23 protein-coding genes are annotated in these 26188 nt (G+C 56.8%); 11 read left to right on the top strand and 12 right to left on the bottom strand.

Features of this window, described 5'->3' with window-relative positions; all coding sequences use genetic code 11:
- Nucleotides 1–9 precede the first annotated feature (9 nt).
- From sdhA to sdhC, 3 genes are read right to left on the bottom strand one after another with little or no spacing between them, the layout of a single operon-like run.
- On the bottom strand, nucleotides 10–1776 hold the full coding sequence (gene sdhA / locus FOY93_RS06645) for a succinate dehydrogenase flavoprotein subunit (RefSeq protein ID WP_024908800.1): 1767 nt from the start codon (nucleotides 1774–1776) through the stop codon (nucleotides 10–12).
- Nucleotides 1776–2123 carry a succinate dehydrogenase membrane anchor subunit gene (sdhD, locus tag FOY93_RS06640; RefSeq protein WP_008501088.1) on the bottom strand — a complete coding sequence of 116 codons (348 nt, stop codon included), beginning with the start codon at nucleotides 2121–2123 and terminating at the stop codon, nucleotides 1776–1778. The genes sdhA and sdhD overlap by 1 nt, the downstream gene beginning before the upstream one ends.
- Nucleotides 2117–2521: a succinate dehydrogenase cytochrome b556 subunit gene (gene sdhC / locus FOY93_RS06635; RefSeq protein WP_020684965.1), complete on the bottom strand. Its 405-nt coding sequence runs from the start codon at nucleotides 2519–2521 to the stop codon at nucleotides 2117–2119. Before sdhC ends, sdhD begins: the two co-directional genes overlap by 7 nt.
- A gap of 639 nt (nucleotides 2522–3160) precedes the next feature.
- Here sdhC and FOY93_RS06630 point away from each other — a divergent pair.
- Complete coding sequence (locus FOY93_RS06630; RefSeq protein WP_133294002.1) at nucleotides 3161–4444, top strand: citrate synthase; 1284 nt, start codon at nucleotides 3161–3163, stop codon at nucleotides 4442–4444.
- 99 nt (nucleotides 4445–4543) lie between these two features.
- Here FOY93_RS06630 and nei read toward each other — a convergent pair whose 3' ends face one another.
- The 7 genes from nei to FOY93_RS06595 form a co-directional block, all read right to left on the bottom strand.
- Complete coding sequence (gene nei / locus FOY93_RS06625; protein WP_115874511.1) at nucleotides 4544–5335, bottom strand: endonuclease VIII; 792 nt, start codon at nucleotides 5333–5335, stop codon at nucleotides 4544–4546.
- Nucleotides 5336–5353: 18 nt separating this feature from the next.
- A complete protein-coding gene (gene pxpA / locus FOY93_RS06620) occupies nucleotides 5354–6094 on the bottom strand; it encodes a 5-oxoprolinase subunit PxpA (protein WP_143344840.1) in 741 nt (246 codons plus the stop codon).
- The gene (gene pxpC / locus FOY93_RS06615) at nucleotides 6081–7013 is read right to left on the bottom strand and encodes a 5-oxoprolinase subunit PxpC (protein WP_136195359.1); all 933 of its coding nucleotides are present in this window, start codon (nucleotides 7011–7013) and stop codon (nucleotides 6081–6083) included. Before pxpC ends, pxpA begins: the two co-directional genes overlap by 14 nt.
- Entirely contained in the window at nucleotides 7007–7663 is a 657-nt protein-coding gene (gene pxpB / locus FOY93_RS06610; RefSeq protein ID WP_115874510.1) for a 5-oxoprolinase subunit PxpB, read from the bottom strand. The genes pxpC and pxpB overlap by 7 nt, the downstream gene beginning before the upstream one ends.
- Before the next feature lie 14 nt (nucleotides 7664–7677).
- Nucleotides 7678–8421, bottom strand: coding sequence for a type 2 GTP cyclohydrolase I (locus FOY93_RS06605; protein ID WP_045909572.1), 744 nt, complete (start codon nucleotides 8419–8421; stop codon nucleotides 7678–7680).
- Between the two features lie 10 nt (nucleotides 8422–8431).
- Nucleotides 8432–9844 carry a deoxyribodipyrimidine photo-lyase gene (gene phrB, locus FOY93_RS06600; protein WP_143344839.1) on the bottom strand — a complete coding sequence of 471 codons (1413 nt, stop codon included), beginning with the start codon at nucleotides 9842–9844 and terminating at the stop codon, nucleotides 8432–8434.
- Between the two features lie 594 nt (nucleotides 9845–10438).
- A complete protein-coding gene (locus FOY93_RS06595; protein WP_008501079.1) occupies nucleotides 10439–10645 on the bottom strand; it encodes a YbfA family protein in 207 nt (68 codons plus the stop codon).
- Between the two features lie 309 nt (nucleotides 10646–10954).
- Between FOY93_RS06595 and kdpF the strand changes: the two genes are divergently transcribed.
- The 9 genes from kdpF to potE all read left to right on the top strand — a co-directional run bounded on the left by kdpF (nucleotide 10955) and on the right by potE (nucleotide 22887).
- Nucleotides 10955–11044, top strand: coding sequence for a K(+)-transporting ATPase subunit F (gene kdpF / locus FOY93_RS06590; RefSeq protein WP_014069365.1), 90 nt, complete (start codon nucleotides 10955–10957; stop codon nucleotides 11042–11044).
- On the top strand, nucleotides 11044–12723 hold the full coding sequence (gene kdpA / locus FOY93_RS06585; protein ID WP_143344838.1) for a potassium-transporting ATPase subunit KdpA: 1680 nt from the start codon (nucleotides 11044–11046) through the stop codon (nucleotides 12721–12723). The genes kdpF and kdpA overlap by 1 nt, the downstream gene beginning before the upstream one ends.
- An 18-nt stretch (nucleotides 12724–12741) precedes the next feature.
- Nucleotides 12742–14790, top strand: coding sequence for a potassium-transporting ATPase subunit KdpB (kdpB, locus tag FOY93_RS06580; RefSeq protein WP_143344837.1), 2049 nt, complete (start codon nucleotides 12742–12744; stop codon nucleotides 14788–14790).
- Nucleotides 14791–14802: 12 nt separating this feature from the next.
- Nucleotides 14803–15378 carry a potassium-transporting ATPase subunit KdpC gene (kdpC, locus tag FOY93_RS06575; RefSeq protein WP_143344836.1) on the top strand — a complete coding sequence of 192 codons (576 nt, stop codon included), beginning with the start codon at nucleotides 14803–14805 and terminating at the stop codon, nucleotides 15376–15378.
- Entirely contained in the window at nucleotides 15379–18066 is a 2688-nt protein-coding gene (gene kdpD / locus FOY93_RS06570; RefSeq protein ID WP_136195354.1) for a two-component system sensor histidine kinase KdpD, read from the top strand.
- The gene (gene kdpE, locus FOY93_RS06565) at nucleotides 18063–18740 is read left to right on the top strand and encodes a two-component system response regulator KdpE (RefSeq protein WP_111964377.1); all 678 of its coding nucleotides are present in this window, start codon (nucleotides 18063–18065) and stop codon (nucleotides 18738–18740) included. The genes kdpD and kdpE overlap by 4 nt, the downstream gene beginning before the upstream one ends.
- Before the next feature lie 279 nt (nucleotides 18741–19019).
- Nucleotides 19020–19124, top strand: coding sequence for a leader peptide SpeFL (gene speFL, locus FOY93_RS06560; protein ID WP_003858645.1), 105 nt, complete (start codon nucleotides 19020–19022; stop codon nucleotides 19122–19124).
- Between the two features lie 254 nt (nucleotides 19125–19378).
- The gene (gene speF, locus FOY93_RS06555) at nucleotides 19379–21577 is read left to right on the top strand and encodes an ornithine decarboxylase SpeF (protein ID WP_143344835.1); all 2199 of its coding nucleotides are present in this window, start codon (nucleotides 19379–19381) and stop codon (nucleotides 21575–21577) included.
- Nucleotides 21574–22887: a putrescine-ornithine antiporter gene (potE, locus tag FOY93_RS06550; protein WP_143344834.1), complete on the top strand. Its 1314-nt coding sequence runs from the start codon at nucleotides 21574–21576 to the stop codon at nucleotides 22885–22887. Before speF ends, potE begins: the two co-directional genes overlap by 4 nt.
- A gap of 103 nt (nucleotides 22888–22990) precedes the next feature.
- Here the strand turns inward: potE and pgm are convergent, their stop codons facing one another.
- Nucleotides 22991–24631, bottom strand: coding sequence for a phosphoglucomutase (alpha-D-glucose-1,6-bisphosphate-dependent) (gene pgm, locus FOY93_RS06545; RefSeq protein ID WP_111964379.1), 1641 nt, complete (start codon nucleotides 24629–24631; stop codon nucleotides 22991–22993).
- 24 nt (nucleotides 24632–24655) lie between these two features.
- A complete protein-coding gene (gene seqA, locus FOY93_RS06540) occupies nucleotides 24656–25204 on the bottom strand; it encodes a replication initiation negative regulator SeqA (RefSeq protein WP_008501070.1) in 549 nt (182 codons plus the stop codon).
- A gap of 183 nt (nucleotides 25205–25387) precedes the next feature.
- Between seqA and ybfF the strand changes: the two genes are divergently transcribed.
- On the top strand, nucleotides 25388–26161 hold the full coding sequence (gene ybfF, locus FOY93_RS06535; RefSeq protein ID WP_115874502.1) for an esterase: 774 nt from the start codon (nucleotides 25388–25390) through the stop codon (nucleotides 26159–26161).
- The last annotated feature ends 27 nt before the right edge of the window (nucleotides 26162–26188 follow it).

Here is a 26188-nt window from a genome sequence, read left to right as displayed (position 1 = left end):
GTCTCCGCATTAGTAAGTACGAATCTTCGGCGGGAACGCCGGACGCAGTTTCGGTTCCATGTTGACGCTACGACGCGTCATGGTTTCCGACTCTGGCAGATACAGGGAATGACACAGCCAGTTTTCGTCATCACGCTCCGGGAAGTCAAAGCGGCTATGGGCGCCACGGCTTTCGGTACGGAAGTTTGCCGACATCGCGGTCGCGAACGCGGTTTCCATCAGGTTATCCAGCTCCAGGCACTCAACGCGCTGGGTGTTGAACTCGCTGGAGGTGTCGTCCAGACGGGCATTTTTCAGACGCTCGCGGATCGCTTTCAGCTGCTCAAGACCTTTGGCCATCGCGTCGCCTTCACGGAATACCGAGAAGTTGTGCTGCATGCATTCCTGCAGCGCTTTGCGGATTTCCACCGGATCTTCGCCGTTACGGTTGCCGTTCCAGCGGTTGAGGCGCTCAAGAGAGGCATCAATTTCGTCGTCGGTTGCGTCACGCAGCGCGCCCTGCTCGGCAATGGATTCCTGCAGATGCAGACCCACTGCGCGACCAAACACCACCAGATCCAGCAGGGAGTTGCCGCCCAGACGGTTAGCGCCGTGTACGGATACGCAGGCAATTTCGCCCACCGCGAACAGGCCAGGAATGACCACGTCTTCGCCCTGCTCGTTCACGGTCAGCGCCTGACCGGTCACTTTGGTCGGAATACCACCCATCATGTAGTGGCAGGTTGGGATAACCGGAATCGGCTCTTTCACCGGATCGACGTGCGCGAAGGTGCGGGAAAGTTCCAGGATGCCCGGCAGACGGGACTCCAGAACTTCTTTACCCAGATGGTCGAGTTTCAGCTTCGCGTGCGGACCCCATGGGCCGTCGCAGCCGCGGCCTTCACGGATTTCGATCATGATGGAACGCGCCACCACGTCACGACCCGCAAGGTCTTTCGCATTCGGGGCATAACGCTCCATGAAGCGTTCGCCGTGTTTGTTCAGCAGGTAGCCACCTTCACCGCGGCAGCCTTCTGTTACCAGAACGCCTGCACCGGCGATACCGGTTGGGTGGAACTGCCACATCTCCATATCCTGCACCGGCACGCCCGCTCGGATAGCCATACCGACACCGTCACCGGTGTTGATGTGGGCGTTGGTGGTGGACTGATAGATACGGCCTGCACCGCCGGTCGCCAGCACGGTAGCGCGCGCTTTGAAGTAAACCACTTCACCGGTTTCGATGCACAGCGCGGTACAGCCAACAATCGCGCCATCGGCGTTTTTCACCAGATCCAGCGCATACCACTCGGAGAAGATGGTGGTGTGATTTTTCAGGTTCTGCTGATACAGGGTGTGCAGCAGCGCGTGACCGGTACGGTCAGCCGCCGCCGCGGTGCGTGCCGCTTGCTCGCCGCCGAAGTTTTTCGACTGGCCGCCAAATGGACGCTGATAGATAGTGCCATTTTCCAGACGGGAGAACGGCAGACCCATGTGGTCCAGCTCCAGAATCGCTTCCGGACCGGTTTTACACATATATTCGATGGCATCCTGGTCGCCGATGTAATCGGAACCTTTTACCGTGTCATACATGTGCCATTCCCAGTTATCTTCATGGGAGTTACCCAGCGCAACGGTAATACCGCCCTGCGCGGACACAGTATGGGAACGGGTCGGGAAAACTTTAGAGAGCAGCGCACAGGTTTGGCCGCTCTGGGAAATTTGCAGTGCGGCACGCATACCTGCGCCACCGGCACCAATTACAACAGCATCAAATTCTCTGACTGGCAGTTTCATTACACACCCCACACCACAACGAATCCATAAATAACGTAAACCACCAGTGCAACCACAATGGCCAGCTGCAGTGGGAGGCGAATCGCCAGCGGTTTAACGTAATCGGTCAACACCTGCCACATGCCAATCCATGCATGAATAAGGATAGAGAACAGGGCCAGCAGGGTGAACACTTTGGTGAAGGCGGATCCGAAGAACCCACTCCAGATTTCCCACGTCAGCGTGCCGCTGGTCGCGAAGAAACCGATCATATAGATGATGTAAAGAGTGAGAACGATGGCGGTAGCACGGACCAGAATGAAGTCATGTACGCCGTTGCGTCCTAATGCGGAGGCGTTGCTTACCATACGAGAACTCCTGCGAGAAGTGAAAGCACGACAGTAATCACAAATGAAATGTTAGCGGAGCGTTTCCCGGCTTCGAAAGTCTCTTCCAGGTAGCCAAAGTCCATCAGCATATGGCGAACACCCACGACGACGTGGTACGCCAGCGCGGTCAGAATGCCCCACATGATGAATTTCACGAAGAAGCTGTTCATGATGGCAGAGGCCTGGAGGAATCCTTCAGGGGAAGAGAGGCTGGTGCCCAGTAACCACAGCAGAATACCGACCGCCACAAACGTAATCACACCAGAAACACGGTGCAGAATGGACGCTATTGCTGTTACGGGGAACCGGATCGTTTTGAGATCCAGATTGACAGGTCTTTGTTTTTTCACATTTCTTATCATGAATAACGCCCACATGCTGTTCTTATTGTTTCCTTCCTCCGGACTGCGATGCGGGTCAAGCAGCGTTCCTTTTCTATAACTGCGCGTCATGCAAAACACTGCTTCCAGATGCTTAAACGACACGTTACAACGCTGGGTGGCTCGGGATTGCAGGGTGTTCCGGAGACCTGGCGGCAGTATAGGCCGTTCACAAAATCATTACAATTAACCTACATACAGTTTGTCGGGTTTTCTCTGGAACAGTGATCAGGGTCACGATAACAACATCTTTTTAATTTTTAATCATCTGATTTGACAAATGTTAAACAATATTGTTACAAACGTCATCAGAAAAGGCATATAATGCGCAAAAGTTATGAGGTCTCTCTTTCACCTGACAAATAGTTATGTAACAGTGTGATGGTATTGACCGAAGTTATCAGGACAGTTATTAGTGATATACAGGTTTGAATAATTCGGACTGCAAAAACGCTGATTTGCTGTTGTTTCACTGATATTTCATTCGTTTACCTGCAAGGCGCCATAGCTCTGTACCCTGGTTTGTCCTCGTGAGCTGAGCGGTAAGCCAAATAACAATCTGGTAACGGTGATTAACAGCTGAAAGCAAATCCGGTAAAGCGCAGTCTTAAGCATAAGGCGCTAAGGAGACCGTAAATGGCTGATACAAAGGCAACGCTCACCCTAAATGGTGACACTGCTATTGAACTGGATGTGCTAAAAGGCACGCTCGGTCAGGATGTTATTGATATCCGTACGCTGGGTTCCAAAGGGATGTTCACCTTTGACCCTGGATTTACCTCTACCGCATCTTGCGAATCCAAAATCACCTTCATTGACGGTGACGAAGGTATCCTGCTCCATCGCGGCTTCCCTATCGATCAGTTAGCCACCGAATCCAACTACCTGGAAGTGTGCTACATCCTGCTGAACGGCGAAAAACCGACGCAGGCCCAGTTCGATGAATTTAAAACCACCGTGACCCGTCACACCATGATCCATGAGCAGATTACCCGTCTGTTCCATGCGTTCCGTCGTGACTCTCACCCAATGGCGGTGATGTGCGGTATTACCGGTGCGCTTGCAGCGTTCTACCACGACTCCCTTGACGTGAATAACCCGCGTCACCGTGAAATCGCCGCTTACCGTCTGCTGTCCAAAATGCCTACCATGGCGGCGATGTGCTACAAATACTCCATCGGCCAGCCGTTTGTGTATCCGCGCAACGACCTCTCCTACGCGGGTAACTTCCTGCGCATGATGTTCTCCACGCCGTGCGAAGAGTACGAAGTGAACCCGGTTCTGGAACGCGCGATGGACCGTATTCTGATCCTGCACGCTGACCACGAACAGAACGCCTCTACCTCTACCGTCCGTACCGCGGGCTCTTCAGGCGCGAACCCGTTCGCCTGTATCGCTGCGGGCATCGCCTCCCTGTGGGGACCGGCGCACGGCGGCGCGAACGAAGCGGCACTGAAGATGCTGGAAGAGATCAGCACCGTTGAGCACATTCCTGAGTTCGTGCGTCGCGCGAAAGACAAGAATGACTCCTTCCGCCTGATGGGCTTCGGTCACCGTGTTTACAAAAACTACGACCCGCGCGCCACCGTGATGCGTGAGACCTGCCACGAAGTGCTGAAAGAGCTGGGTACCAAAGATGATCTGCTGGAAGTGGCGATGGAGCTGGAACACATCGCGCTGAACGACCCGTACTTCATCGAGAAGAAACTCTACCCGAACGTCGATTTCTACTCTGGCATTATTCTGAAAGCGATGGGCATTCCGTCTTCCATGTTCACCGTGATCTTCGCTATGGCGCGTACCGTAGGCTGGATTGCGCACTGGAACGAAATGCACAGCGAAGGTATGAAGATCGCGCGTCCTCGTCAGCTGTATACCGGCTACGAGCAGCGTGATTTTAAGTCTGACCTGGAGCGCTAAAAGATGTTGGGTGCGGCCTGATGCCATCACCCCGGCCCTCTCCCACAGGGAGAGGGTGAAAACATTAAAAACGGTAACCCAAGGGTTACCGTTTTACTTTTATTTCTGGCAGTGCGGGCACCAGTAAAAGGGTCTTGAAGAGAGCATCATCCTGTCGATAATCCCGCCGCACCGCTCGCACTTTTTCCCCGCCCGATGAAACACCTTAAAGCGGAACAGCGCCCCGTGATGCTTGTTTTCATCCACTACGCCACGCGTGTTGTACGACAGCCGCGGGATGTCCAGCAGCGCGTGGGACAGCGCCTCCAGCTGTTCATCGCTCAGCTGAGAGGCTTTATGCTGCGGCGCCAGCCCGACTTCCCAGAGGATTTCCACCCGCAGGTAGTTGCCAAGCCCGGCCAGAAAGGCCTGGTCAAGAAACAGGCCGGAAAACTGCCGGTTGCGGAATGCAGGCGATAACAGCCGGGCCTTCACATCGCTCGCCGTCAGGCGCATATCCAGCACGTCCGGCCCAACCCGCTGTAAGAACGGGTGCGTGAGCACCTGCTCAGGCGTTAACATTTCGATATCAGAGGCGCTATAGAGCAGGATCGCCTTATCGGCCGTTTGCAGCCTGACGCGCAGCACGCGGGTAGTCTGCGGCTGTTCACCCGCCTCCACCACGCGCCAGACGCCGTAAAGCTGGTTATGGCTGTATAACGTCAGGTTATGGGAAAAATGCGTGAGCAATGCTTTGCCGCGCGTTTCAATATGCGTTACCGACTGCCCCACCAGCTGTGATTCAAACGGTTTCAGTTGAGGAAAAGCAAACCAGGCCTCCGTCAGCGGTTTGCCCTTTATCGCCGCCTCGAGGCTATCCGCCGCGCGGCGGATCTCCGGGCCTTCTGGCATTTTTCTATCCTTTTATGATTAATCTGCGCTGACAAGAATGCCCTCTTCAGCGAACGCGGCCCGCAGGCGGCGCGCGAACTGGAGCGCATGCTCGCCATCGCCGTGCAAACATACCGTATCAGCCTGAACGTGCGCCGTTGTGCCATCCACGGCGGTCACTCGCCCGTAGCGCACCATCTCCAGCGTCTGGGCCAGCGCTTTCGCTTCATCGGTAATCAGCGCACCGGCCTGCGTACGCGGTACAAGGCTGCCATCAGGCATGTATCCCCGATCGGCAAACACCTCCTGCCGCGTGGTCAGCCCCAGCCGTTCTCCGGCACGAATAAGCTCGCTGCCCGCCAGGCCGATCAGAATCAGCTGCGGATTAGAGTCCCGCACCGCACGGGCTATAGCGTCCGCCAGCGCCGGATCTTTTGCCGCCTGGTTATAGAGCATGCCGTGCGGCTTCACGTGGCGCAGCACACCGTTCTCAGCGCGCACCATCGCCTCCAGTGCGCCGATCTGGTAGAGCACCTGAGCGTAGACCGTCTCAGGCGGCAGGTCCATCACGGTGCGGCCAAAGTTTTCCCGGTCAGGGAAACTCGGGTGAGCGCCAATCGCGACGCCGTTTTTGATGGCGTTACGCACGCTCTCCAGCATGGTTTGCGCATCGCCCGCGTGAAAGCCGCAGGCGATATTGATCGAGGAGACCAGCGTCATCAGCGCCGCATCGGCGCTGCCGCCCTCGCCCAGATCGGCATTCAAATCAATCTTTACCATCGAGCCTCCACACCAGCTGTTCGAGATAGCGCTGCTGATCCTGCCGCGCCTTTAGCGCCTCCTCCAGCGAACATTGAACGAAGTGAATCGGCTGTCCGAGGGGAATTTGCGCCAGATGGTAGCGATCGGCTTCAATGATGCAGGCAATTCGCGGGTAGCCCCCCGTCGTCTGCGCGTCGTTCATTAAGACGATCGGTTGCCCGTTGCCCGGAACCTGAATAACCCCTGGCAATAAACCGTGGGAGAGCAGTTCTCTGTCGGTCGTCCGGATCAGCGGCTGCCCCTGCAGACGATAACCCATACGGTTACTCTGCGGACTGAGCTTCCACGGCGAGCGCCAGAAGGACTCTTTTGAGGCCTCGTCGAACTCATGATATTCCGGCCCCGGTAAGGCGCGGATCTGGTTTCCCCAGAGGAGTTGTTTTACCCCCTGAGCCGTCGAGAAGTGACGCGAAGAGGGCTTAATCGCCAGGCGATCGCCATCGCGCAACAACCGTCCTTCGTGACCGCCAATCCCGGCTTTCTGATCGGTACTGGATGAGCCCAGCACGTCAGGCACATCAATGCCGCCAGCCACCGCAAGATAGCTACGCACGCCGTGCAGAGGACGCTTTAAGGTCAGACGCTGTCCAGCTTTCGCCCGCAGACGCCAGCCGGTCCACACCGCTTTGCCGTCCAGCGTGGCATCACAGCCTGCGCCGGTGAGCGCGAACCAGGTCTCCTGACCAAACTCAATGACACACTGGCCGAGCGTAATTTCGAGCGCCGCCGTGCTGCCGGGGTTGCCCACCAGCACGTTAGCGATTTCCAGCGCTGGACGGTCCAGCGCGCCACAATAGCTCACGCCGGACTGACGCATGCCAAAGCGCCCGGCATCCTGTACGGAGGTGTAAAGCCCGGCGCGAATAAGCGTTAACATACCCCCTCCTTCTGCGGGATAAAGCGAAGGGTGTCGCCGGGCCGCAGGAGTATCGGCGTCTCCAGCCCGGGTTCAAATAACGGGGTGGCGGTATGCCCGATAAGCTGCCATCCACCGGGCGATGTCAGCGGATAAACGCCGGTCTGCTCGCCACCAATCGCGACCGTCCCCGCCGGTACGCTCAGGCGCGGCTCAGCGCGGCGCGGCGTATGCAACCGGGGAGATAATCCCCCCAGATACGGGAATCCGGGCTGGAATCCCAGGAACCAGACGACGTAATCAACCGAGCTGTGCAGCTCAACAACCTGCTTTTCTGTGAGTCCGCAGTGGTCTGCGACCACACCAAGATCCGGTCCCCCCGTACCGCCATAAACGACCGGGATCTCAATGGCACGCGATTCCGGCTCCAGCGCCTCGCTCTCTTCCCACCAGCGCTGTAAACGTTCAATGGCATCCAGCGCCAGCGTATGCGGACTACGCAGCACCACCGTGATGTTATTCATCCCCGGAATGGCTTCAACCACATCCGGCAGATCGACCAGACGCTGGGTTAGCCGCCAGATACGCTTTTGCGTGGCAAGGGTCACCGGCGGCTCGAGTTCCAGAACCACTGCCGTTTCTCCCAGAAGATAACAACGCGCTCGCTGCACTCAGGCACCTCTCATCAGGCCGGGTTAGGAATATCAATAAAGGTCACATCCAGATCGGTATTTTCCGTCAGCCACTCGCTGAGGGCGCGAATGCCGCCGCGCTCGGTGGCATGATGCCCGGCCGCGTAGAAATGCAGCCCCTGTTCACGCGCCGAATGAATGGTCTGCTCGGAAACCTCGCCGGTGATAAAGGCATCGACACCGAAGCGCGCGGCGCTGTCGATAAAGCCCTGCCCGCCTCCGGTGCACCAGGCAACACGCTTCACCGTATCCGGACCGGTATCGCCGCTCCACAGCGGACGACGCCCCAGGCGCGCTTCAATCCAGGAAGCCAGTTCCAGCCCCGGAACCGGCATCGCCAGCTCGCCCCACGGCACCAGCGGCTCGATTTCGCCCATTACGGTAATCCCCAACAGTCGGGCAAGCTGAACGTTGTTACCAAGCTCCGGATGTGCGTCCAGCGGCAGGTGGTAACCGTACAGGTTGATGTCATTTGCCAGCAACGTTTTCAGGCGGTTGCGCTTCATGCCGCGAATAATCGGTGATTCGTTTTTCCAGAAGTAACCGTGATGGACAATCACCGCATCGGCCTCCTGACGGACAGCCTCGTCCAGCAGCGCCTGGCTTGCCGTGACGCCGGTGATAATTTTCTGCACCGTTTCGCGCCCTTCTACCTGCAGGCCATTAGGACCGTAGTCGCTAAAGGAGGCGGTATTGAGTTTTTCGTTAATCAGGCGTTCCAGTTCGCTGTTTTTCATCTTTATGCTCTCAAACTTTTCTGGCGGCTTCGTACGCTTCCAGCGTGGCGACACGCGCCTGTTTATGGTCAACAATCGGGCGGGGATAATCGAGCTTTACGCCCTGTTTATCCGCCCATGCCCACGGGTCGTGGATCGCTTTCGCAGGAACGTTCCTGAGCGCGGGCAACCAGCGGCGGATAAAGTCGCCGTTGGCATCAAATTTTTGTCCCTGAGTGGTTGGATTAAAAATCCGGAAATAGGGAGCCGCATCGGTGCCCGTAGAGGCAGCCCACTGCCAGCCGCCGTTATTCGCGGCGAGATCGCCATCGATCAGCTGAGAGATAAAATAGCGCTCTCCGATACGCCAGTCGATAAGCAGATCCTTCACCAGAAAGCTGGCGGTAATCATTCGCAGGCGGTTGTGCATCCACCCGGTTTCATTCAGCTGGCGCATGGCAGCATCAACAATCGGATAGCCCGTCTCCCCTTTTTGCCAGGCCTGTAAAAGTGCCTCATCGTGCTGCCATTTTACGTTGTCGGTCCAGGGAATGAACGGACGATGCTTACAGAGATCGGGATGATACGTCATCAGATGCCGATAAAATTCACGCCAGATAAGTTCGTTCAGCCACACCGACCCCGCTCCACCGTCCATTGCCTGCGGCTGCTCGGCCAGAAGACGGTGTAGACACTGACGAGGAGAGAGCACGCCCAGCGCCAGGCTTGCCGATAAGCGGCTTGTCCCTTCAATCGCCGGGAAATCCCTGCGCGCCTCGTACTCTCCCGCGCCCTGTTTGCAAAACTGGCGCAGCTTCGCAATAGCGGCCTTCTCGTTTGCGGGGAACAGAAGCTCATCGAATGCCTGTTGGGGATAGTTAAACGTTAATTCAGGCAGCGTGGTTATGGCTTCCCCTCTGGCTGCGGGTGCGGGTACGCACTCCGGCAGCGCCTCTTTCAGACGTTTAACAAAAGCATTTTTAAACGGCGTGAACACTTTATACATTTCGTGGCCGCCGGTCATGACGCTGCCCGGTGCCAGCATTACGCTGTCATCAAATCCTTCACAAACCACCTCGCCCAGAATGTTCTCCAGTTGGCGATCCCGCAGCCGTTCGTTCAGCTCGTACTGGTAGTTATAAAAAAGATGCGTGACGCCGTTCTGCTGACATACCTCCCGCAACATCTTAAGCTGCGCGGCAAAGTCACTGACCTCTTTGTAGATCAGGGGGATACCTTTTTCAGCAAGTGAGTGTTGCAGATCGTTCAGATGCGATTTGAGGTAAGCGGCCTGCCGCGGGGCCATATCATGCTGCTGCCACTGTTCGGGCGTAGCGATAAACAGCGCCAGCACGCTGGCGTCATCGGAACGGCAGGCTGCCGCGAGTGCGAAGTTGTCATGTACGCGCAGGTCCGCGCGAAACCAAACCAGATGGGTGGGCATAAAACTCCAGGCAAATATACATTATGTCCGTAAGGGCACGCCGTAAAAGGAAAAAGCATGCATTGAACTACTTTGCCATGAAGTGTAGACCGGATGAAATAAAAAAGGCCGCCCGAGGCGGCCTTAACGCTACTTGTCCTGCGCTATCGTGGTAAATGCAACAAACCCGATCGGTTCATCACTTTTGACAACGAGTACGCTGGCGACAATGAACGCGATGCAAAAATAGCGTTTCATTATGCGGTCCCAGCTGCTAACCGCTCCACCGTTCACCACCGGTGATAAGTCGGTGGACACAAGCCCGGGTAGGCGGACTGCTTTACGGCTGTAAAAATACCTTTCCCAGGACCGATGCCCATTTGCGAGATGGCGGAAAGGGACGCCGCATCATAATGAACATCCGCTGCAAAGGTAAGATACTCGAAGAAAATTAGGATTTTATAAAGGCTTACAGGGATTGCCATCTGCTTACAGGAGGGTATGATAAAAATCCCGGGTAGGGGCTGCAAGACCACCCAACGGACCGCGAATCCGGAGGGACAAAAAAACCGCCACATTGCTGTTGGCGGTTTTTTTTTATTGCTGTGTGTAATCTTAGTAGAAGTCGCAGGTCGCTTTCTCGGCCTGATCCATCCACACCGGCTTCTCGCTGGTTTTCGCCCAGACGCGGTGCAGATAGCTATAAAAACGCGCACGATCTTTCCAGAACAGCATCACCGGCAGAGCCAGCACGCCAGCCACTACGGCGAAAGCGCGGCGCATGAACACGATATGAGCCGGAAACTCTTTATAAAGATCCATATTTTTCTCCCCTATAGTTGGCCGGAAACGTTATCCGGAAAATTCAAAATCTGTGACCTGGCTAAAATAATATCGCTTTGTTTGTAATTTTACTACTCATCCGACCACTTATTTTCGTCCGTTTAGCGAAAATTTACATTCACGCCGTAATTAAGTTACAAAAAAGTTAACGATTTACTTATCAATAGTTAAATTGTGGGCTTTGCCATTTTTATACTTTTTTTACACCCGCCCTTCTCATTTTTGCGAAATCTTTGCGCCAGAAATCCTACCGTTAGCACAACAACAAAAGTCACCCGGAGGTGGATTGTGAGTGCAGGTCTTATTGCCGGCATCGTGCTGGTGTTCCTGTTATTGGGTTATCTGGTTTATGCCCTGATTAATGCGGAGGCATTCTGATGGCTGCTCAGGCGTTTTTGCTTATTGCCAGTTTCTTAGTGGTGTTGTTCTTTCTGGCAAGGCCACTGGGCTCGGGGCTGGCACGGCTAATCAATAACGTTCCCCTGCCCGGCACGGGAGGCGTTGAAAAAGGGATCTGGCGCGTACTGGGTATAGACGATCGGGAAATGAACTGGCGTGACTATCTGATCGCCATTCTGCTGCTGAACATCGTCGGGCTCATTGCGCTTTTTGCCATGCTGATGCTGCAGGGTATCCTGCCTTTGAATCCGCAACAGTTGCCGGGCCTGTCCTGGCATCTCGCGCTGAACACGGCAGTCAGTTTTGTCACTAACACCAACTGGCAGTCCTATGCTAGTGAAACCACGCTCAGCTACTTCAGCCAGATGGTCGGGCTAACCGTGCAGAACTTCCTCTCTGCCGCCAGCGGTATTGCGGTGATCTTCGCGCTGACGCGTGCGTTTGCGCGTCAGAAAGTGAGTACGCTGGGTAACGCGTGGGTAGACCTGACGCGCATTACGCTGTGGCTCCTGCTGCCGATTGCGCTGCTGATCGCGCTGTTCTTCATTCAGCAGGGCAGCCTGCAAAACCTGCTGCCTTACGCGCCATATACCTCGCTGGAAGGCGCAAAACAGCTCCTGCCGATGGGGCCAGTGGCGTCGCAGGAAGCCATCAAAATGCTCGGAACGAACGGCGGGGGCTTCTTCAACGCCAACTCCTCGCACCCGTTTGAAAACCCGACCGCCCTGACTAATTTTGTGCAGATGCTGGCAATTTTCCTGATCCCCGCCGCGCTCTGCTTTGCCTTTGGTGACGTAGTTAACGATCGCCGTCAGGGCCGTACCCTGCTCTGGACCATGTCGCTGATCTTTGTGGTCTGTGTTGCGCTGGTGATGTGGGCCGAATGGCAGGGTAACCCGCACTTCCTCTCACTCGGTGCCGATAGCGCGATCAACATGGAAGGTAAAGAGAGCCGCTTTGGCATTCTCGCCAGCAGCCTGTATGCGGTGGTCACCACGGCAGCTTCGTGCGGGGCCGTCAATGCCATGCATGATTCCTTTACGGCGCTGGGCGGCATGATCCCGATGTGGCTGATGCAGATTGGCGAGGTGGTGTTTGGCGGCGTGGGCTCCGGTCTTTACGGCATGCTGCTGTTCGTGCTGCTGGCGGTGTTTATTGCCGGTCTGATGATTGGCCGCACGCCGGAATATCTGGGTAAAAAAATCGACGTTCGCGAGATGAAATTAACCGCGCTGGCGATTCTGGTCACCCCGGCTCTCGTGCTGCTCGGCACCGCGCTGGCGCTGATGACCGAGGCCGGACGCAGCGGCATCTTTAACCCCGGCATTCACGGTTTTAGTGAAGTGCTGTATGCCGTCTCCTCGGCCGCCAACAACAACGGTAGCGCCTTTGCGGGCCTAAGCGCCAACTCACCGTTCTGGAACTGCCTGCTGGCGTTCTGCATGTTTGTGGGCCGCTTCGGGATCATTGTGCCGGTTATGGCGATTGCCGGATCGCTGGTGAATAAAAAAATCCAACCGACCACCACCGGGACGTTACCGACCCACGGCGCGCTGTTTATCGGCCTGCTGACGGGCACCGTGTTGCTGGTCGGCGCCCTGACCTTTATCCCCGCCCTCGCGTTAGGCCCGGTCGCGGAATACCTCTCTTTACGCTGATTTTGCGGAGAAATTGTCATGAGTCGTAAACAACTGGCCCTGTTCGAACCGTCATTAGTTCGCCAGGCGCTCATGGATGCGGTGAAAAAGCTGAGCCCGCGCGTGCAGTGGCACAACCCGGTGATGTTTATCGTCTGGGCGGGAAGCGTCCTGACCACCGCCCTGGCGATTGCCATGGGAACGGGCCATATGCCGGGAAATGCGATGTTTACCGGCGCCATCAGCCTGTGGCTGTGGTTTACCGTGCTGTTCGCCAACTTTGCGGAAGCGCTGGCGGAAGGCCGGAGTAAAGCCCAGGCCAATAGCCTGAAAGGGGTGAAAAAAACCGCCTTCGCGCGCAAGTTACGTGAACCGAAATACGGTTCCCAGATGGACCACGTTCCGGCAGATGAACTGCGTAAAGGCGATGTGGTGCTGGTTGAAGCCGGTGACATCATCCCTTGCGACGGCGAAGTCATTGAAGGGGGCGCATCGGTGGATGAAAGCGCCATCACCGGGGAATCCGCGCCGGTTATCCGTGAATCCGGCGGCGATTTCGCCTCCGTGACGGGCGGGACGCGCATTCTCTCCGACTGGCTGGTGATCCAGTGCAGCGTTAACCCGGGTGAAACCTTCCTCGACCGGATGATCGCCATGGTGGAAGGCGCACAGCGCCGTAAAACGCCAAACGAGATTGCCCTGACCATCCTGCTGGTGGCCCTGACCATTGTCTTCCTGCTGGCAACCGCGACGCTGTGGCCGTTCTCTGCGTATGGCGGTACCGCGGTCACCGTCACGGTACTGGTGGCGCTGCTGGTTTGTCTGATCCCCACCACCATCGGCGGCCTGCTGTCGGCCATCGGCGTGGCCGGCATGAGCCGTATGCTCGGTGCCAACGTCATCGCCACCAGCGGGCGTGCTGTAGAAGCCGCCGGTGACGTGGATGTCTTGCTGCTGGATAAAACCGGCACCATTACCCTTGGTAACCGTCAGGCGTCAGATTTCCTACCCGCCCCGGGCGTGGATGAAAAAACGCTGGCGGATGCCGCGCAGCTCTCCTCGCTTGCTGATGAAACCCCGGAAGGCCGCAGCATTGTGATCCTCGCCAAGCAGCGCTTTAACCTGCGCCAGCGCGACGTTCAGAGCCTGCACGCCACGTTCGTACCCTTCACGGCGCAAACCCGCATGAGCGGCATCAACATCCAGGATCGCATGATCCGTAAAGGCTCGGTTGACGCGATCCGCCGCCACATCGAGGCCAACAACGGTCACTTCCCACCGGAAGTGGACAACCTGGTTGAAAGCGTGGCCCGTCAGGGGGCAACGCCGCTGGTGGTGGCCGAAGGCGCGCGCGTACTCGGGGTGATTGCGCTGAAGGATATCGTCAAAGGCGGCATCAAGGAGCGCTTTGCCCAGCTGCGTAAGATGGGGATCAAAACGGTGATGATCACCGGGGATAACCGTCTTACCGCCGCGGCGATTGCCGCCGAAGCGGGCGTGGATGATTTCCTTTCCGAAGCCACACCGGAAGCCAAGCTGGCACTGATTCGTCAGTATCAGGCGGAAGGCCGTCTGGTGGCGATGACCGGTGACGGGACCAACGATGCTCCTGCCCTCGCGCAGGCCGACGTGGCGGTGGCGATGAACTCCGGTACCCAGGCAGCCAAAGAGGCGGGCAACATGGTCGACCTCGACTCTAACCCGACCAAACTGATTGAAGTGGTACACATCGGCAAGCAGATGCTGATGACGCGCGGCTCGCTGACCACGTTCAGTATCGCTAACGACGTGGCGAAGTATTTCGCCATCATTCCGGCCGCGTTTGCTGCGACCTATCCGCAATTAAACGCCCTGAACGTAATGCACCTACATTCTCCGGCCTCGGCCATTCTGAGCGCAGTGATCTTTAACGCCCTGATTATTGTCTTCCTGATCCCGCTGGCGCTGAAGGGCGTGAGCTATAAGCCGCTCACGGCGGCCGCCATGCTGCGCCGCAACCTGTGGATTTACGGCCTGGGCGGGCTGGTGGTGCCCTTCGTCGGTATCAAGGTTATCGACCTGCTGTTGACGCTGTTCGACCTGGTTTAAAAGGTGAATCAAATGACGATGTTACGCCCCGCTATACTTCTGTTTATTCTGCTGTCTCTCATTACCGGCGGGCTGTACCCGCTGGTGACCACCGCGCTGGGCCAGTGGTGGTTTAAGGATCAGGCTAACGGCTCGCTGATTATGCAAAACGGTGAAAACCGCGGGTCTCGCCTGATTGGTCAGAACTTTACGGATGCCCGCTACTTCCAGGGACGCCCTTCCGCCACTGCCGAAAGCCCGTATAATCCGATGGCATCCGGCGGCAGTAACCTGGCGGGCAGCAACCCCGAGCTTGATAAAGCCGTTACTGAGCGCGTGGCTGCCCTGCGTGCCGCGAATCCACAGGCCAGCCGTGACGTTCCCCTGGAGCTGGTGACCACCTCGGCCAGCGGGCTGGACTACAGCCTGACGCCAGCAGCCGTGGCATGGCAGATCCCGCGCGTCGCCGCCGCCCGTCAGCTGACCGTCGAACAGGTGAGCCAGCTGGTTGCCGAGCACACGCAAAAGCCGCTGGTCAGCTTCATCGGCATGCCCGTGGTAAATATTGTTGAGCTGAATCTGGCGCTGGACGCGCTAAGGAAAAACTAAATGACCGACGAGCCCATGCGCCCGGATCCGGACAGGCTGCTTGAACAGACGGCTGAAGCCCATCGCGGCAAACTGAAAATTTTCTTCGGCGCCTGCGCGGGCGTCGGGAAAACCTTCGCCATGCTGACGGAAGCCCAGCGGCTTCGGGCGCAGGGGCTCGATATTCTGATCGGCGTGGTTGAAACCCACGGACGTAAAGAGACGGCATCACTGCTGAAGGGGCTGGCAACCCAGCCGCCCCGCCGCATCAGCCATCGCGGTCGGTTAGTCACGGAATTCGATCTCGATGCCGCCCTCGCCCGCCGTCCTGCCCTTATCCTGATGGACGAACTGGCGCACAGCAATGCGCCAGGCTCGCGCCACCCTAAACGCTGGCAGGACGTTGAAGAATTACTGGAAGCCGGCATCGATGTGTTCACGACGGTTAACGTTCAGCATCTCGAAAGCCTGAACGACGTGGTCAGCGGCGTGACCGGCATTCAGGTGCGCGAAACGGTGCCCGATCCCTTCTTCGATTCCGCAGACGAGGTGGTGCTGGTCGACCTGCCGCCCGATGATTTGCGCCAGCGCCTGCACGAAGGCAAAGTCTATATCGCCGGTCAGGCCGAGCGCGCCATCGAACATTTCTTCCGTAAAGGCAACCTGATAGCCCTGCGCGAGCTGGCCCTGCGCCGAACCGCCGACCGGGTGGACGATCAGATGCGCGCCTGGCGCGACCTGCAGGGCCAGGAACGCGTCTGGCACACGCGGGATGCCATCCTGCTGTGCGTGGGCCACGGCAGCGGCAATGAAAAGCTTGTCCGCACCGCCGCGCGCCTGGCTGCCAAATTTGGCAGCGTCTGGCATGCGGTGTATGTCGAAACGCCGCAGCTGCACGCGCTGCCCGAAAACCAGCGTCGCGCGATCCTGAGTTCGCTGCGCCTTGCGCAGGAGCTGGGTGCGGAAACCGCCACCCTTTCCGATCCTCAGGAAGATAAAGCCATTCTGCGCTACGCGCGCGAGCATAACCTGGGGAAAATCGTCATTGGCCGTCGTCAGCATCGCCGCTGGTTTAGCCGCGAATCCTTTGCCGACAAGCTGGCCCGTCGCGCGCCGGATCTGGATCTGGTGATCGTGGCGCTGGACGACAAACCTACACCCTTACCCAATCGTGCGCCAGACAGCCGCACCTTCAGCGATAAATGGCGCATTCAGCTTCGCGGCTGTCTTGTCGCCGTCGTGCTCTGTGCCCTGATTACCGTGATTGCCAGCCAGTGGCTGATTGCGTTTGACGCCGCCAACCTGGTGATGATCTACCTTCTCGGCGTGGTGGTGGTGGCGCTCTTTTACGGGCGCTGGCCGTCGGTCCTGGCGACGGTGATTAACGTCATCAGCTTCGATCTGTTCTTTATTGCTCCCCGCGGGACGCTCGCCGTCTCGGACGTGCAGTACATCCTCACCTTTGCCGTGATGCTCACCGTCGGGCTGGTGATCGGCAATCTGACGGCGGGCGTGCGCTATCAGGCGCGTATCGCCCGCTATCGCGAACAGCGCACGCGCCATCTCTATGAGATGTCGAAATCGCTGGCGGTGGGCCGCACGCCGCTGGATATCGTACAGACCAGCGAGCAGTTTATCCGCTCGACGTTTCATGCCAGCAACCTGATTTTACTTCCGGACGAACACGGCAAGCTGCGCCCGCTGACGTCGGCCTCAGGCATGACGCCCTGGGACGAAGCCATCGCGCGCTGGAGCTTTGACAAAGGCTTACCGGCGGGCGCAGGGACCGACACCCTCCCCGGCGTTCCCTATCAAATTCTGCCGCTGCGCAGCGCCGATAAAAATCAGGGGCTGGTCATCGTGGAGCCTTCCAACCTGCGCCAGCTGATGATCCCCGAACAGCAGAGACTGCTGGAGACCTTTACCCTACTGGTGGCCAGCGCGCTGGAGAGGCTGGCCCTCACCGCCAGCGAGGAACAGGCCCGTCTGGCGAGCGAGCGTGAAAGCATTCGTAACTCGCTGCTGGCGGCGCTGTCTCACGATCTGCGTACCCCGCTCACCGTCCTGTTCGGCCAGTCAGAAATTCTGACGCTGGACCTGGCGGCGGAAGGCTCTAAACATGCCCTTCAGGCCAGCGAGATCCGCCAGCACGTGCTGAATACCACGCGCCTGGTGAATAACCTGCTCGACATGGCGCGTATCCAGTCGGGCGGTTTTAACCTCAAAAAAGAGTGGCTCACGCTGGAAGAGGTGGTGGGCAGCGCGCTGAAAATGCTCGAACCCGGTCTGGGCGGGCGACATATCGCGCTGAACATGCCCGAGCCCCTGACCTTAATTCATGTCGATGGTCCGCTGTTTGAACGGGTGCTGATCAACCTGCTGGAAAATGCCGGCAAATATGCGGGCGCCAGTGCTCAAATTGGCGTTGATGCGACAGTGGAAGATGGCGCGCTTCGCCTTAACGTCTGGGATACAGGCCCCGGCATTCCAGCCGGGCAGGAGTTGGCTATTTTCGAGAAATTCGCACGCGGCAATAAGGAGTCGGCCATTCCGGGCGTGGGGCTGGGGCTGGCAATATGCCAGGCGATCATTGACGTCCACGGCGGGTCCATTTCCGCAGTGAATCGTCCCGAAGGCGGCGCGCGGTTTTGTGTTACACTTCCTCTGGAAACCCCGCCAGAACTTAATGAATTACCAGAGGATTTGTGATCAACGTTCTGATTGTTGAAGATGAGATCGCCATTAGCCGTTTTCTGCGCGCTGCGCTGGAAGGAGACGGTCTGCGCGTTCATGATGCGGGTACGCTTCAGCGGGGTTTAATTGAGGCCGCCACCCGCAAGCCGGACCTGGTGATCCTCGATCTTGGACTCCCGGACGGCGACGGCATCGATTTTATTCGTGAAGTCCGCCAGTGGAGCCAGATGCCGATCCTCGTGCTCTCCGCCCGTACTGAAGAGACGGATAAAATCGCCGCGCTGGATGCCGGGGCGGATGACTATCTGATTAAACCGTTTGGTATCGGCGAGCTTCAGGCTCGCCTTCGCGTGGCGCTGCGTCGCCACAGCGCCACCACGCCTGCCGATCCAACCTACGCGTTTGGGGATATCCGGGTTGACCTGGCCGCGCGGCGCATTTTGCGCGGCGAAGAGGAAATTCATCTTACGCCCATTGAGTTTCGCCTGCTCGCCGTGCTGCTCAACAACCACGGCAAGGTTCTCACCCAGCGCCAGTTGTTAAGTCAGGTGTGGGGACCCAACGCCGTGGAGCATAGTCACTATTTACGCATATATATGGGACATCTTCGTCAGAAACTCGAAGTCGACCCCGCTCGCCCTCGCCATTTATTAACTGAAACCGGTATCGGTTATCGGTTTATGCTTTGAATAACTATTCATTTTATTTTTAAATAAAACCGAAATACCTCAGACAATATTTCATAAATAACCCATACGTTATTTTTACGGGCTATTTTTGCTCATTTAAAACATTGATAATACAACCTGTTAACGCAACACCAACAAATCAGAGTTTTGATCTGCGATATTCATCCAAAACGAATATTTATTTCTGATTTGATCGGTTAACGGTGATCTTGTTCACAGTTAATCGCTTTTTCCTGGATAAAATGACCATGCTTTCAATTACTGAAAGGAAAATGAAACATGGAAAACAACAATCGCTTAATGCCCCATATAAGGCGGACAACGCATATCATGATGTTTGCCCACCGAAACTGCTTTGACTTTCATCTCTTTAATGCCCGGTAGTCCTTCGACTTCTGGCGCACTCGCTTACAGGTTATCCTGAAACATCTTATTTTACAGGTATTTGCCTGTGAACTCGTGCGCTCATTCATCTTGATTCAGACTCATCCGCACCGGGCGGACTGAATTTCAATCTTCAAAAAAGCAATGTACTGATTTTAATCAGCGGCCACCCTTTGCTTTTTTTCCGGAAAATTATCGATTTCTTTCTTGCAAGAAATCGAGGGACGCTTATTACCTAAAATAAAGAGAGAAAGATGAAAAGTTTAAAAATCGCAGCCAGCCGCGCTTGTCCTGATTGCTTTACCACCCAGCGTGAACTGGTAGATATCCGCGCCTCTGATTATATTGATGTTGCCGCCATTGTTCTGGCGGTCACAGATATTGCCAGCGGCATACTGGACGAAATAGAAGCCACCGGTTTTGGCATTCCCGTATTTGTCGCGACGCAGAAAGAAGAGTTCATTCCGGCAGACTATTTATCGCGCATTCATGGCGTATTTGAGTATTCAGACACCAGCAACGACTTTTATGGACGCCAGCTGGAAGCAGCGGCCCAAAAGTATGAAACCCAGCTGCGCCCGCCGTTTTTCCGCGCCCTGGTCGACTACGTGAAGCAGGGCAACAGCGCGTTTGACTGCCCGGGCCATCAGGGCGGCCAGTTCTTCCGCCGCCATCCTGCCGGCAATCAGTTCGTTGATTTCTTTGGCGAGACGCTTTTCCGCTCCGACCTGTGTAACGCCGACGTGGCGATGGGCGATCTGCTGATTCACGAAGGCGCGCCGTGCATTGCGCAGCAACATGCGGCGAAGGTCTTTAATGCCGATAAGACCTACTTCGTGCTGAATGGCACCTCGTCATCCAACAAAGTGGTGCTTAACGCCCTGCTCACCCCGGGCGACCTGGTGCTGTTCGACCGTAACAACCACAAATCTAACCATCACGGTGCCCTCCTCCAGGCCGGTGCAACGCCGGTCTATCTGGAAACCGCGCGCAACCCGTACGGCTTTATCGGCGGCATTGACGCCCACTGTTTTGAAGAAAGTTATCTGCGCGAGCTGGTGGCGGAGGTGGCGCCGAGCCGTGCACGCGATGCGCGTCCGTTCCGCCTGGCGGTGATCCAGCTGGGTACCTACGATGGCACCATCTATAACGCCCGTCAGGTGGTGGATAAGATTGGGCATCTGTGTGATTACATCCTGTTTGACTCCGCCTGGGTGGGTTACGAGCAGTTTATCCCGATGATGGCCGACTGCTCTCCGCTGCTGCTGGAGCTGAACGAAAACGACCCGGGGATTTTGGTTACCCAGTCCGTGCATAAACAGCAGGCGGGCTTCTCCCAGACCTCGCAAATCCACAAGAAAGATAGCCACATCAAAGGACAGCAGCGCTATGTCCCGCACAAGCGGCTGAATAATGCCTTTATGATGCACGCCTCCACCAGCCCGTTTTATCCGCTGTTCGCTGCGCTGGACATTAACGCCCGTATGCATGAAGGCCAGAGCGGCCGCAACATGTGGATGGACTGCGTGGTGAACGGTATCGAAGCGCGCAAGCTGATTCTGGAAAACTGCCATTATCTGCGCCCCTTCGTGCCGGAGACGGTGGATGGCCGTCCGTGGGAAAGCTGGGACACGGCGGAAATTGCGACCGATCTGCGCTTCTTCCACTTCGTACCGGGTGAAAACTGGCACGCCTTTGAAGGCTACGCCGAGCATCAGTACTTTATCGACCCGTGCAAGCTCCTGCTAACCACGCCGGGCATTAACGCCCGCACCGGGGAGTATGACGACTTCGGCGTGCCCGCCACTATCCTCGCTAACTTCCTGCGTGAAAACGGCATCGTGCCGGAAAAATGCGATCTCAACTCGATCCTGTTCCTGCTCACGCCTGCGGAAGATATGGGCAAACTGCAGCAGCTGGTGGCGCAGCTGGTGCGCTTCGAAAAACTGCTCGAGAGCGATGTTCCGCTGAAAGACGTCCTGCCTTCTCTCTACAAACAGCATCCGGAACGTTACGCGGATTACACCCTGCGCCAGATCTGCCAGGAGATGCATGACCTGTATGCCCGCCACAACGTGAAGCAGCTGCAGAAAGAGATGTTCCGCAAGTCCCATTTCCCACGCGTGATGATGAGCCCGCAGGACGCCAACTACGCCTATCTGCGCGGTGAAGTTGAACTGGTTTCACTGCGCGACGCGGAAGGCCGCATCGCCGCGGAAGGCGCCCTTCCTTATCCGCCGGGGGTATTGTGCGTGGTCCCTGGGGAGGTCTGGGGCGGCTCCGTGCTGCGCTACTTCGCGGCGCTGGAAGAAGGCATCAACCTGCTGCCGGGCTTCGCGCCGGAGCTGCAGGGTGTGTACGTCGAAGAGTGCGAGGGCCGCAAACAGGTTCGCTGTAACGTCATCAAACAACCCGCCACTCAGCCCGCGCTGCTGAAAGGAGAGAAATTATGAGTAAGTCCAATAAGATGGGCGTGGTGCAGCTAACTATCCTCACCATGGTGAACATGATGGGCTCCGGGATTATCATGCTGCCAACCAAACTGGCTGAGGTGGGTACCATCTCTATCATCTCCTGGCTGGTGACCGCCGTAGGCTCAATGGCGCTGGCGTGGGCGTTTGCCAAGTGCGGGATGTTCAGCCGCAAGTCAGGCGGCATGGGGGGCTACGCCGAGTATGCCTTTGGTAAGTCTGGCAACTTTATGGCCAACTATACCTACGGGGTGTCACTGCTGATCGCCAACGTGGCGATTGCCATCTCCGCCGTGGGCTACGGTACGGAGCTGTTTGGCGTGACGCTCAGCCCGGTACAGATTGGCCTGGCCACAATCGGCGTGCTGTGGATCTGCACCGTGGCTAACTTTGGCGGGGCGCGTATCACCGGACAGCTCTCCAGCATCACCGTCTGGGGGGTAATTATTCCCGTTGTCGGCCTGTGCATCATCGGCTGGTTCTGGTTCAGCCCGACCCTGTACGCCAACTCCTGGAACCCGCACCATGTGCCGTTCTTCAGCGCAGTCTGCTCTTCTATCGCCATGACGCTCTGGGCCTTCCTCGGTCTGGAATCCGCCTGCGCGAACGCAGAAGTGGTTGATAATCCGGAAAAGAACGTCCCGATTGCGGTCCTCGGCGGTACGCTGGGCGCGGCGGTGATCTATATCGTCTCGACTAACGTGATTGCCGGGATTGTGCCAAACATGGATCTTGCTAACTCTACGGCGCCGTTCGGACTGGCCTTCGCGCAGATGTTCACGCCGGAAGTCGGGAAAGTGATTATGGGTCTGATGGTCATGTCGTGCTGCGGTTCACTCCTTGGCTGGCAGTTCACCATCGCGCAGGTGTTTAAATCCTCGGCTGATGAAGGGTACTTCCCAAAAATCTTCTCCCGCGTGACCAAAGCCGATGCGCCGGTGCAGGGCATGCTGGCGATTGTCATCTTCCAGAGTGGATTGTCGCTGATGACCATTAGCCCGTCGCTGAACAGCCAGTTTAACGTGCTGGTCAACCTGGCTGTCGTGACGAATATCATTCCGTATATTCTGTCGATGGCGGCGCTGGTGATCATTCAGAAAGTGGCGAAGGTGGATCCGCGCAAAGCGCGCGCGGCCAATATCGTGGCGCTGATTGGCGCGATTTACAGCTTCTATGCGCTCTACTCATCGGGCCAGGAAGCGATGCTCTACGGGGCAATGGTAACCTTTATGGGCTGGACGCTGTACGGTCTGGTGTCACCACGGTTTGAATTGAAGAACAAGCACAGTTAGGTCAAAGCAAAACGGCAACCCAAGGGTTGCCGTTTTATTGTTTTCTCCCTCTCCCTTCGGGAGAGGGTCAGGATGAGGGCATCAGCCCGCACCCAAACCGCACTTACGCGTTTTTCAGCACTTCGCTGACAATCTCTACCGCTTCTTTCTCAATCTGCTGACGATGCTCAGCGCCGAGGAAACTTTCGCAATAGATTTTATACGCATCTTCCGTGCCGGATGGACGCGCGGCGAACCAGCCGTTTTCGGTCATCACTTTCAGTCCACCAATGGAGGCGCCGTTACCCGGTGCCGCCGTCAGACGTGCGGTGATCGGGTCGCCCGCCAGGGTGCTTGCGCTGACCATCTCCGGTGAGAGTTTGGAGAGGGCCGCTTTCTGGGCTGACGTCGCGCTGGCCTGAATACGGTTATAGCTTGGTGCACCAAAGCGTGCCGCCAGCTCGTTGTAATGTTCCTGCGGGTTCTTACCGGTGACCGCGGTGATTTCCGCCGCCAGCAGGCACATGATGATGCCGTCTTTATCGGTTGACCATGGCGTGCCGTCGAAACGCAGGAAAGATGCGCCCGCACTCTCTTCACCGCCGAAGCCGAAGCTGCCGTCGTGCAGACCGTCAACAAACCATTTGAAGCCCACCGGCACTTCCACCAGCTTGCGGCCCAGCGCCTCAACCACGCGGTCGATCATCGCCGAGGAAACCAGCGTTTTACCGACAGCCACCTCTTTGCCCCACTGCGGACGGTGCTGGAACAGATAGTTAATTGCGACCGCAAGATAGTGATTCGGGTTCATCAGCCCGGCTGGGGTGACGATACCGTGACGGTCATAATCGGGGTCGTTAGCAAACGCCAGATCGAATTTATCACGCAGCGCCAGCAGGCCCGCCATCGCGCACTCGGAGGAGCAGTCCATACGGATCGCGCCGTCTTTGTCCAGATGCATAAAGCGGAAGGTCTGATCGACGTGATCGTTCACGATGGTCAGATCCAGCTTGTAGTGCTCGGCGATACGTTTCCAGTATTCGATACCGGAGCCGCCCAGCGGATCCACGCCCAGCTTGAGGCCGGCTTTCTGGATGGCCGCCATATCGACGATATCCGCCAGGCCTTCCACGAACGGCTGAACCAGATCCAGCTCTTTCACGTGGCCGGACGCCATGGCCGCATCCAGAGAGATGCGCTTCACGCCTTTCAGGTCATCAGCCAGCAGCGCGTTCGCGCGATCCTCCACCACTTTGGTGACGTTGGTATCTGCCGGGCCACCGTTAGGCGGGTTATATTTGATACCACCGTCTTCCGGCGGGTTGTGGGATGGCGTGATAACGATACCGTCAGCCAGCGCGCCACCTTTTTTGTTGTGCACCAGGATGGCGTTAGAGACCGCAGGCGTTGGGGTGAAGCCGTTGTTCTCCTGAACAATCACATCGACACCGTTTGCCGCCAGCACTTCCACAACAGAGATGAACGCCGGTTCAGACAGGGCATGGGTATCTTTCCCCACGTAGCACGGACCGGTAACGCCGTTTTTAGCGCGCTCTTCCGCAATGGCCTGAGCAATGGCCAGAATGTGCGGTTCGTTAAAGCTGTGGCGCGCCGCGCTGCCGCGGTGACCAGATGTACCAAACTTCACTGCGTGTTCTGCGTTGCCCACGACCGGCTTCAGCACGTAATACTGCGCGGTCAGCTGAGCGACGTTAATCAAATCGCTTTGTTGTGCAGGTTGGCCTGCACGGCTGTGATTTGCCATTACCGGGTCCTTCTGATGCAAGGGTTAAATTGTACCGCAAACCTTTTCAATCAATTCCGCCGGGAACTGCATGGACTGCATGATGTGTTCAATCATGCTGCACTTGCGGCCCGTATTGGTATTGGTGATCACCCAGTACGGGGTGCCAGGAACATGTTTGGGTTTGGTTTGATTGCCATTTTGCAGCAGCGTCTGCTCGTCGCCCGCGAAATAGACGCGAGTACGACCGTGCAGCGACTCGGTCGCTTCAGCAAACGCTTTGTTATCCAGTGAGTAAAGTGTAGACAGCACCAGCATAAAGCGGTTAACCGCCTTTTTCTGCTCCGCGTATTCATCGGAAAGGAGCAGCTCGCGCATCGCGCGCACTTTATCTTTTGCCGGCGTCACGGCAGGTTTTGCTTGTGCAACAACGCTTGGCTGAGACACGACATCTTTGGTGACTGGGGTAGCAGGCTGTGAAGCGGCGGAAATTTTAAGCATGCGCCGTAAAATGTCGGACGCGCTCTCCCCGATATGCCGCGTCTGGCTGGCAATATACTGATAGAGTTCGTCATCAACTTCGATTGTTTTCATCTTAATCCAGTGCGATATCTTATCTGAATACAAGTCATTGGGATTATAAGGTCAAATCCCAACAGCGGATAGCGTCAAACCAGGTTGGCGGCAAAAGTCAGATTAAACTGGAACCTTGCAGCCGGGCGGCAGAATGGTCAACATGATACCCTAACCTGACATACGTAAAAAAAGAACTTTGCCATGAAATTGAATACCCGAGCGCAAACTGCACAATCGCCGAACAATAATTCTCCCATCGTACTGGTTCACGGGCTTTTTGGCAGCCTGGATAACCTGGGCGTGCTGGCGCGCGATCTGGTTACTGACCACGATATTTTACAGGTCGATATGCGCAATCACGGTCTTTCCGGCCGTTCCGACGAGATGACCTACGCGGCAATGGCGCAGGATCTGCTGGATACGCTGGATGCCAACGACCTGCAAAAGGTGACCCTCATCGGGCATTCAATGGGTGGCAAAGCAGTGATGGCCCTGACGGCACTGGCCCCGGAGCGTATTAACGGCCTGATTGTAATTGATGTTGCGCCCGTGGATTACGACGTCCGCCGCCACGACGAAATTTTTGCCGCCATCAATGCGGTCACCGAAGCGGGCGTCGCGACTCGCCAACAGGCGGCTGCCGTCATGCGTGAGCATCTTGATGAAGAAGGCGTAGTCCAGTTCCTGCTGAAGTCGTTTGTTGACGGCCAATGGCGTTTTAACGTGCCGGTGCTCTGGAACCAGTACAACAACATCGTGGGCTGGGAAACCGTCCCCGCCTGGCCGCACCCTACCCTCTTTATTCGCGGCGGTAACTCTCCTTACGTTACCGACGCGTACCGCGACACGCTGCTGGCCCAATTCCCGCAGGCTCGCGCCCACGTGATTGCCGGTGCCGGACACTGGGTGCACGCAGAAAAACCCGATGCCGTGCTGCGCGCCATTCGCCGCTATCTCGCTGATACGACAAATTGATTAAAAAGAAAGCGACTGGAAGGCTGC

The organism is Enterobacter sp. 18A13, from assembly GCF_007035975.1.
In the GTDB taxonomy this organism is placed as follows: Bacteria; Pseudomonadota; Gammaproteobacteria; order Enterobacterales; family Enterobacteriaceae; genus Enterobacter; species Enterobacter vonholyi.
Note: the sequence above shows the minus strand (reverse complement) of the source record. Positions and strands in the feature narration are given on the sequence as shown.

What these genes read in the sequence shown, in the direction of transcription:
- pgm (WP_111964379.1), bottom strand. Translation starts at nt 24,631, where the DNA reads ATGGCAAATCACAGCCGTGCAGGCCAACCTGCACAACAAAGCGATTTG.
- kdpC (WP_143344836.1), top strand. Translation starts at nt 14,803, where the DNA reads ATGACGATGTTACGCCCCGCTATACTTCTGTTTATTCTGCTGTCTCTC.
- speF (WP_143344835.1), top strand. Translation starts at nt 19,379, where the DNA reads ATGAAAAGTTTAAAAATCGCAGCCAGCCGCGCTTGTCCTGATTGCTTT.
- pxpC (WP_136195359.1), bottom strand. Translation starts at nt 7,013, where the DNA reads ATGTTAACGCTTATTCGCGCCGGGCTTTACACCTCCGTACAGGATGCC.
- ybfF (WP_115874502.1), top strand. Translation starts at nt 25,388, where the DNA reads ATGAAATTGAATACCCGAGCGCAAACTGCACAATCGCCGAACAATAAT.
- pxpA (WP_143344840.1), bottom strand. Translation starts at nt 6,094, where the DNA reads ATGGTAAAGATTGATTTGAATGCCGATCTGGGCGAGGGCGGCAGCGCC.
- FOY93_RS06605 (WP_045909572.1), bottom strand. Translation starts at nt 8,421, where the DNA reads ATGAAAAACAGCGAACTGGAACGCCTGATTAACGAAAAACTCAATACC.
- FOY93_RS06630 (WP_133294002.1), top strand. Translation starts at nt 3,161, where the DNA reads ATGGCTGATACAAAGGCAACGCTCACCCTAAATGGTGACACTGCTATT.
- kdpD (WP_136195354.1), top strand. Translation starts at nt 15,379, where the DNA reads ATGACCGACGAGCCCATGCGCCCGGATCCGGACAGGCTGCTTGAACAG.
- speFL (WP_003858645.1), top strand. Translation starts at nt 19,020, where the DNA reads ATGGAAAACAACAATCGCTTAATGCCCCATATAAGGCGGACAACGCAT.
- potE (WP_143344834.1), top strand. Translation starts at nt 21,574, where the DNA reads ATGAGTAAGTCCAATAAGATGGGCGTGGTGCAGCTAACTATCCTCACC.
- kdpB (WP_143344837.1), top strand. Translation starts at nt 12,742, where the DNA reads ATGAGTCGTAAACAACTGGCCCTGTTCGAACCGTCATTAGTTCGCCAG.
- sdhC (WP_020684965.1), bottom strand. Translation starts at nt 2,521, where the DNA reads ATGTGGGCGTTATTCATGATAAGAAATGTGAAAAAACAAAGACCTGTC.
- seqA (WP_008501070.1), bottom strand. Translation starts at nt 25,204, where the DNA reads ATGAAAACAATCGAAGTTGATGACGAACTCTATCAGTATATTGCCAGC.
- kdpA (WP_143344838.1), top strand. Translation starts at nt 11,044, where the DNA reads ATGGCTGCTCAGGCGTTTTTGCTTATTGCCAGTTTCTTAGTGGTGTTG.
- nei (WP_115874511.1), bottom strand. Translation starts at nt 5,335, where the DNA reads ATGCCAGAAGGCCCGGAGATCCGCCGCGCGGCGGATAGCCTCGAGGCG.
- FOY93_RS06595 (WP_008501079.1), bottom strand. Translation starts at nt 10,645, where the DNA reads ATGGATCTTTATAAAGAGTTTCCGGCTCATATCGTGTTCATGCGCCGC.
- phrB (WP_143344839.1), bottom strand. Translation starts at nt 9,844, where the DNA reads ATGCCCACCCATCTGGTTTGGTTTCGCGCGGACCTGCGCGTACATGAC.
- sdhD (WP_008501088.1), bottom strand. Translation starts at nt 2,123, where the DNA reads ATGGTAAGCAACGCCTCCGCATTAGGACGCAACGGCGTACATGACTTC.
- sdhA (WP_024908800.1), bottom strand. Translation starts at nt 1,776, where the DNA reads ATGAAACTGCCAGTCAGAGAATTTGATGCTGTTGTAATTGGTGCCGGT.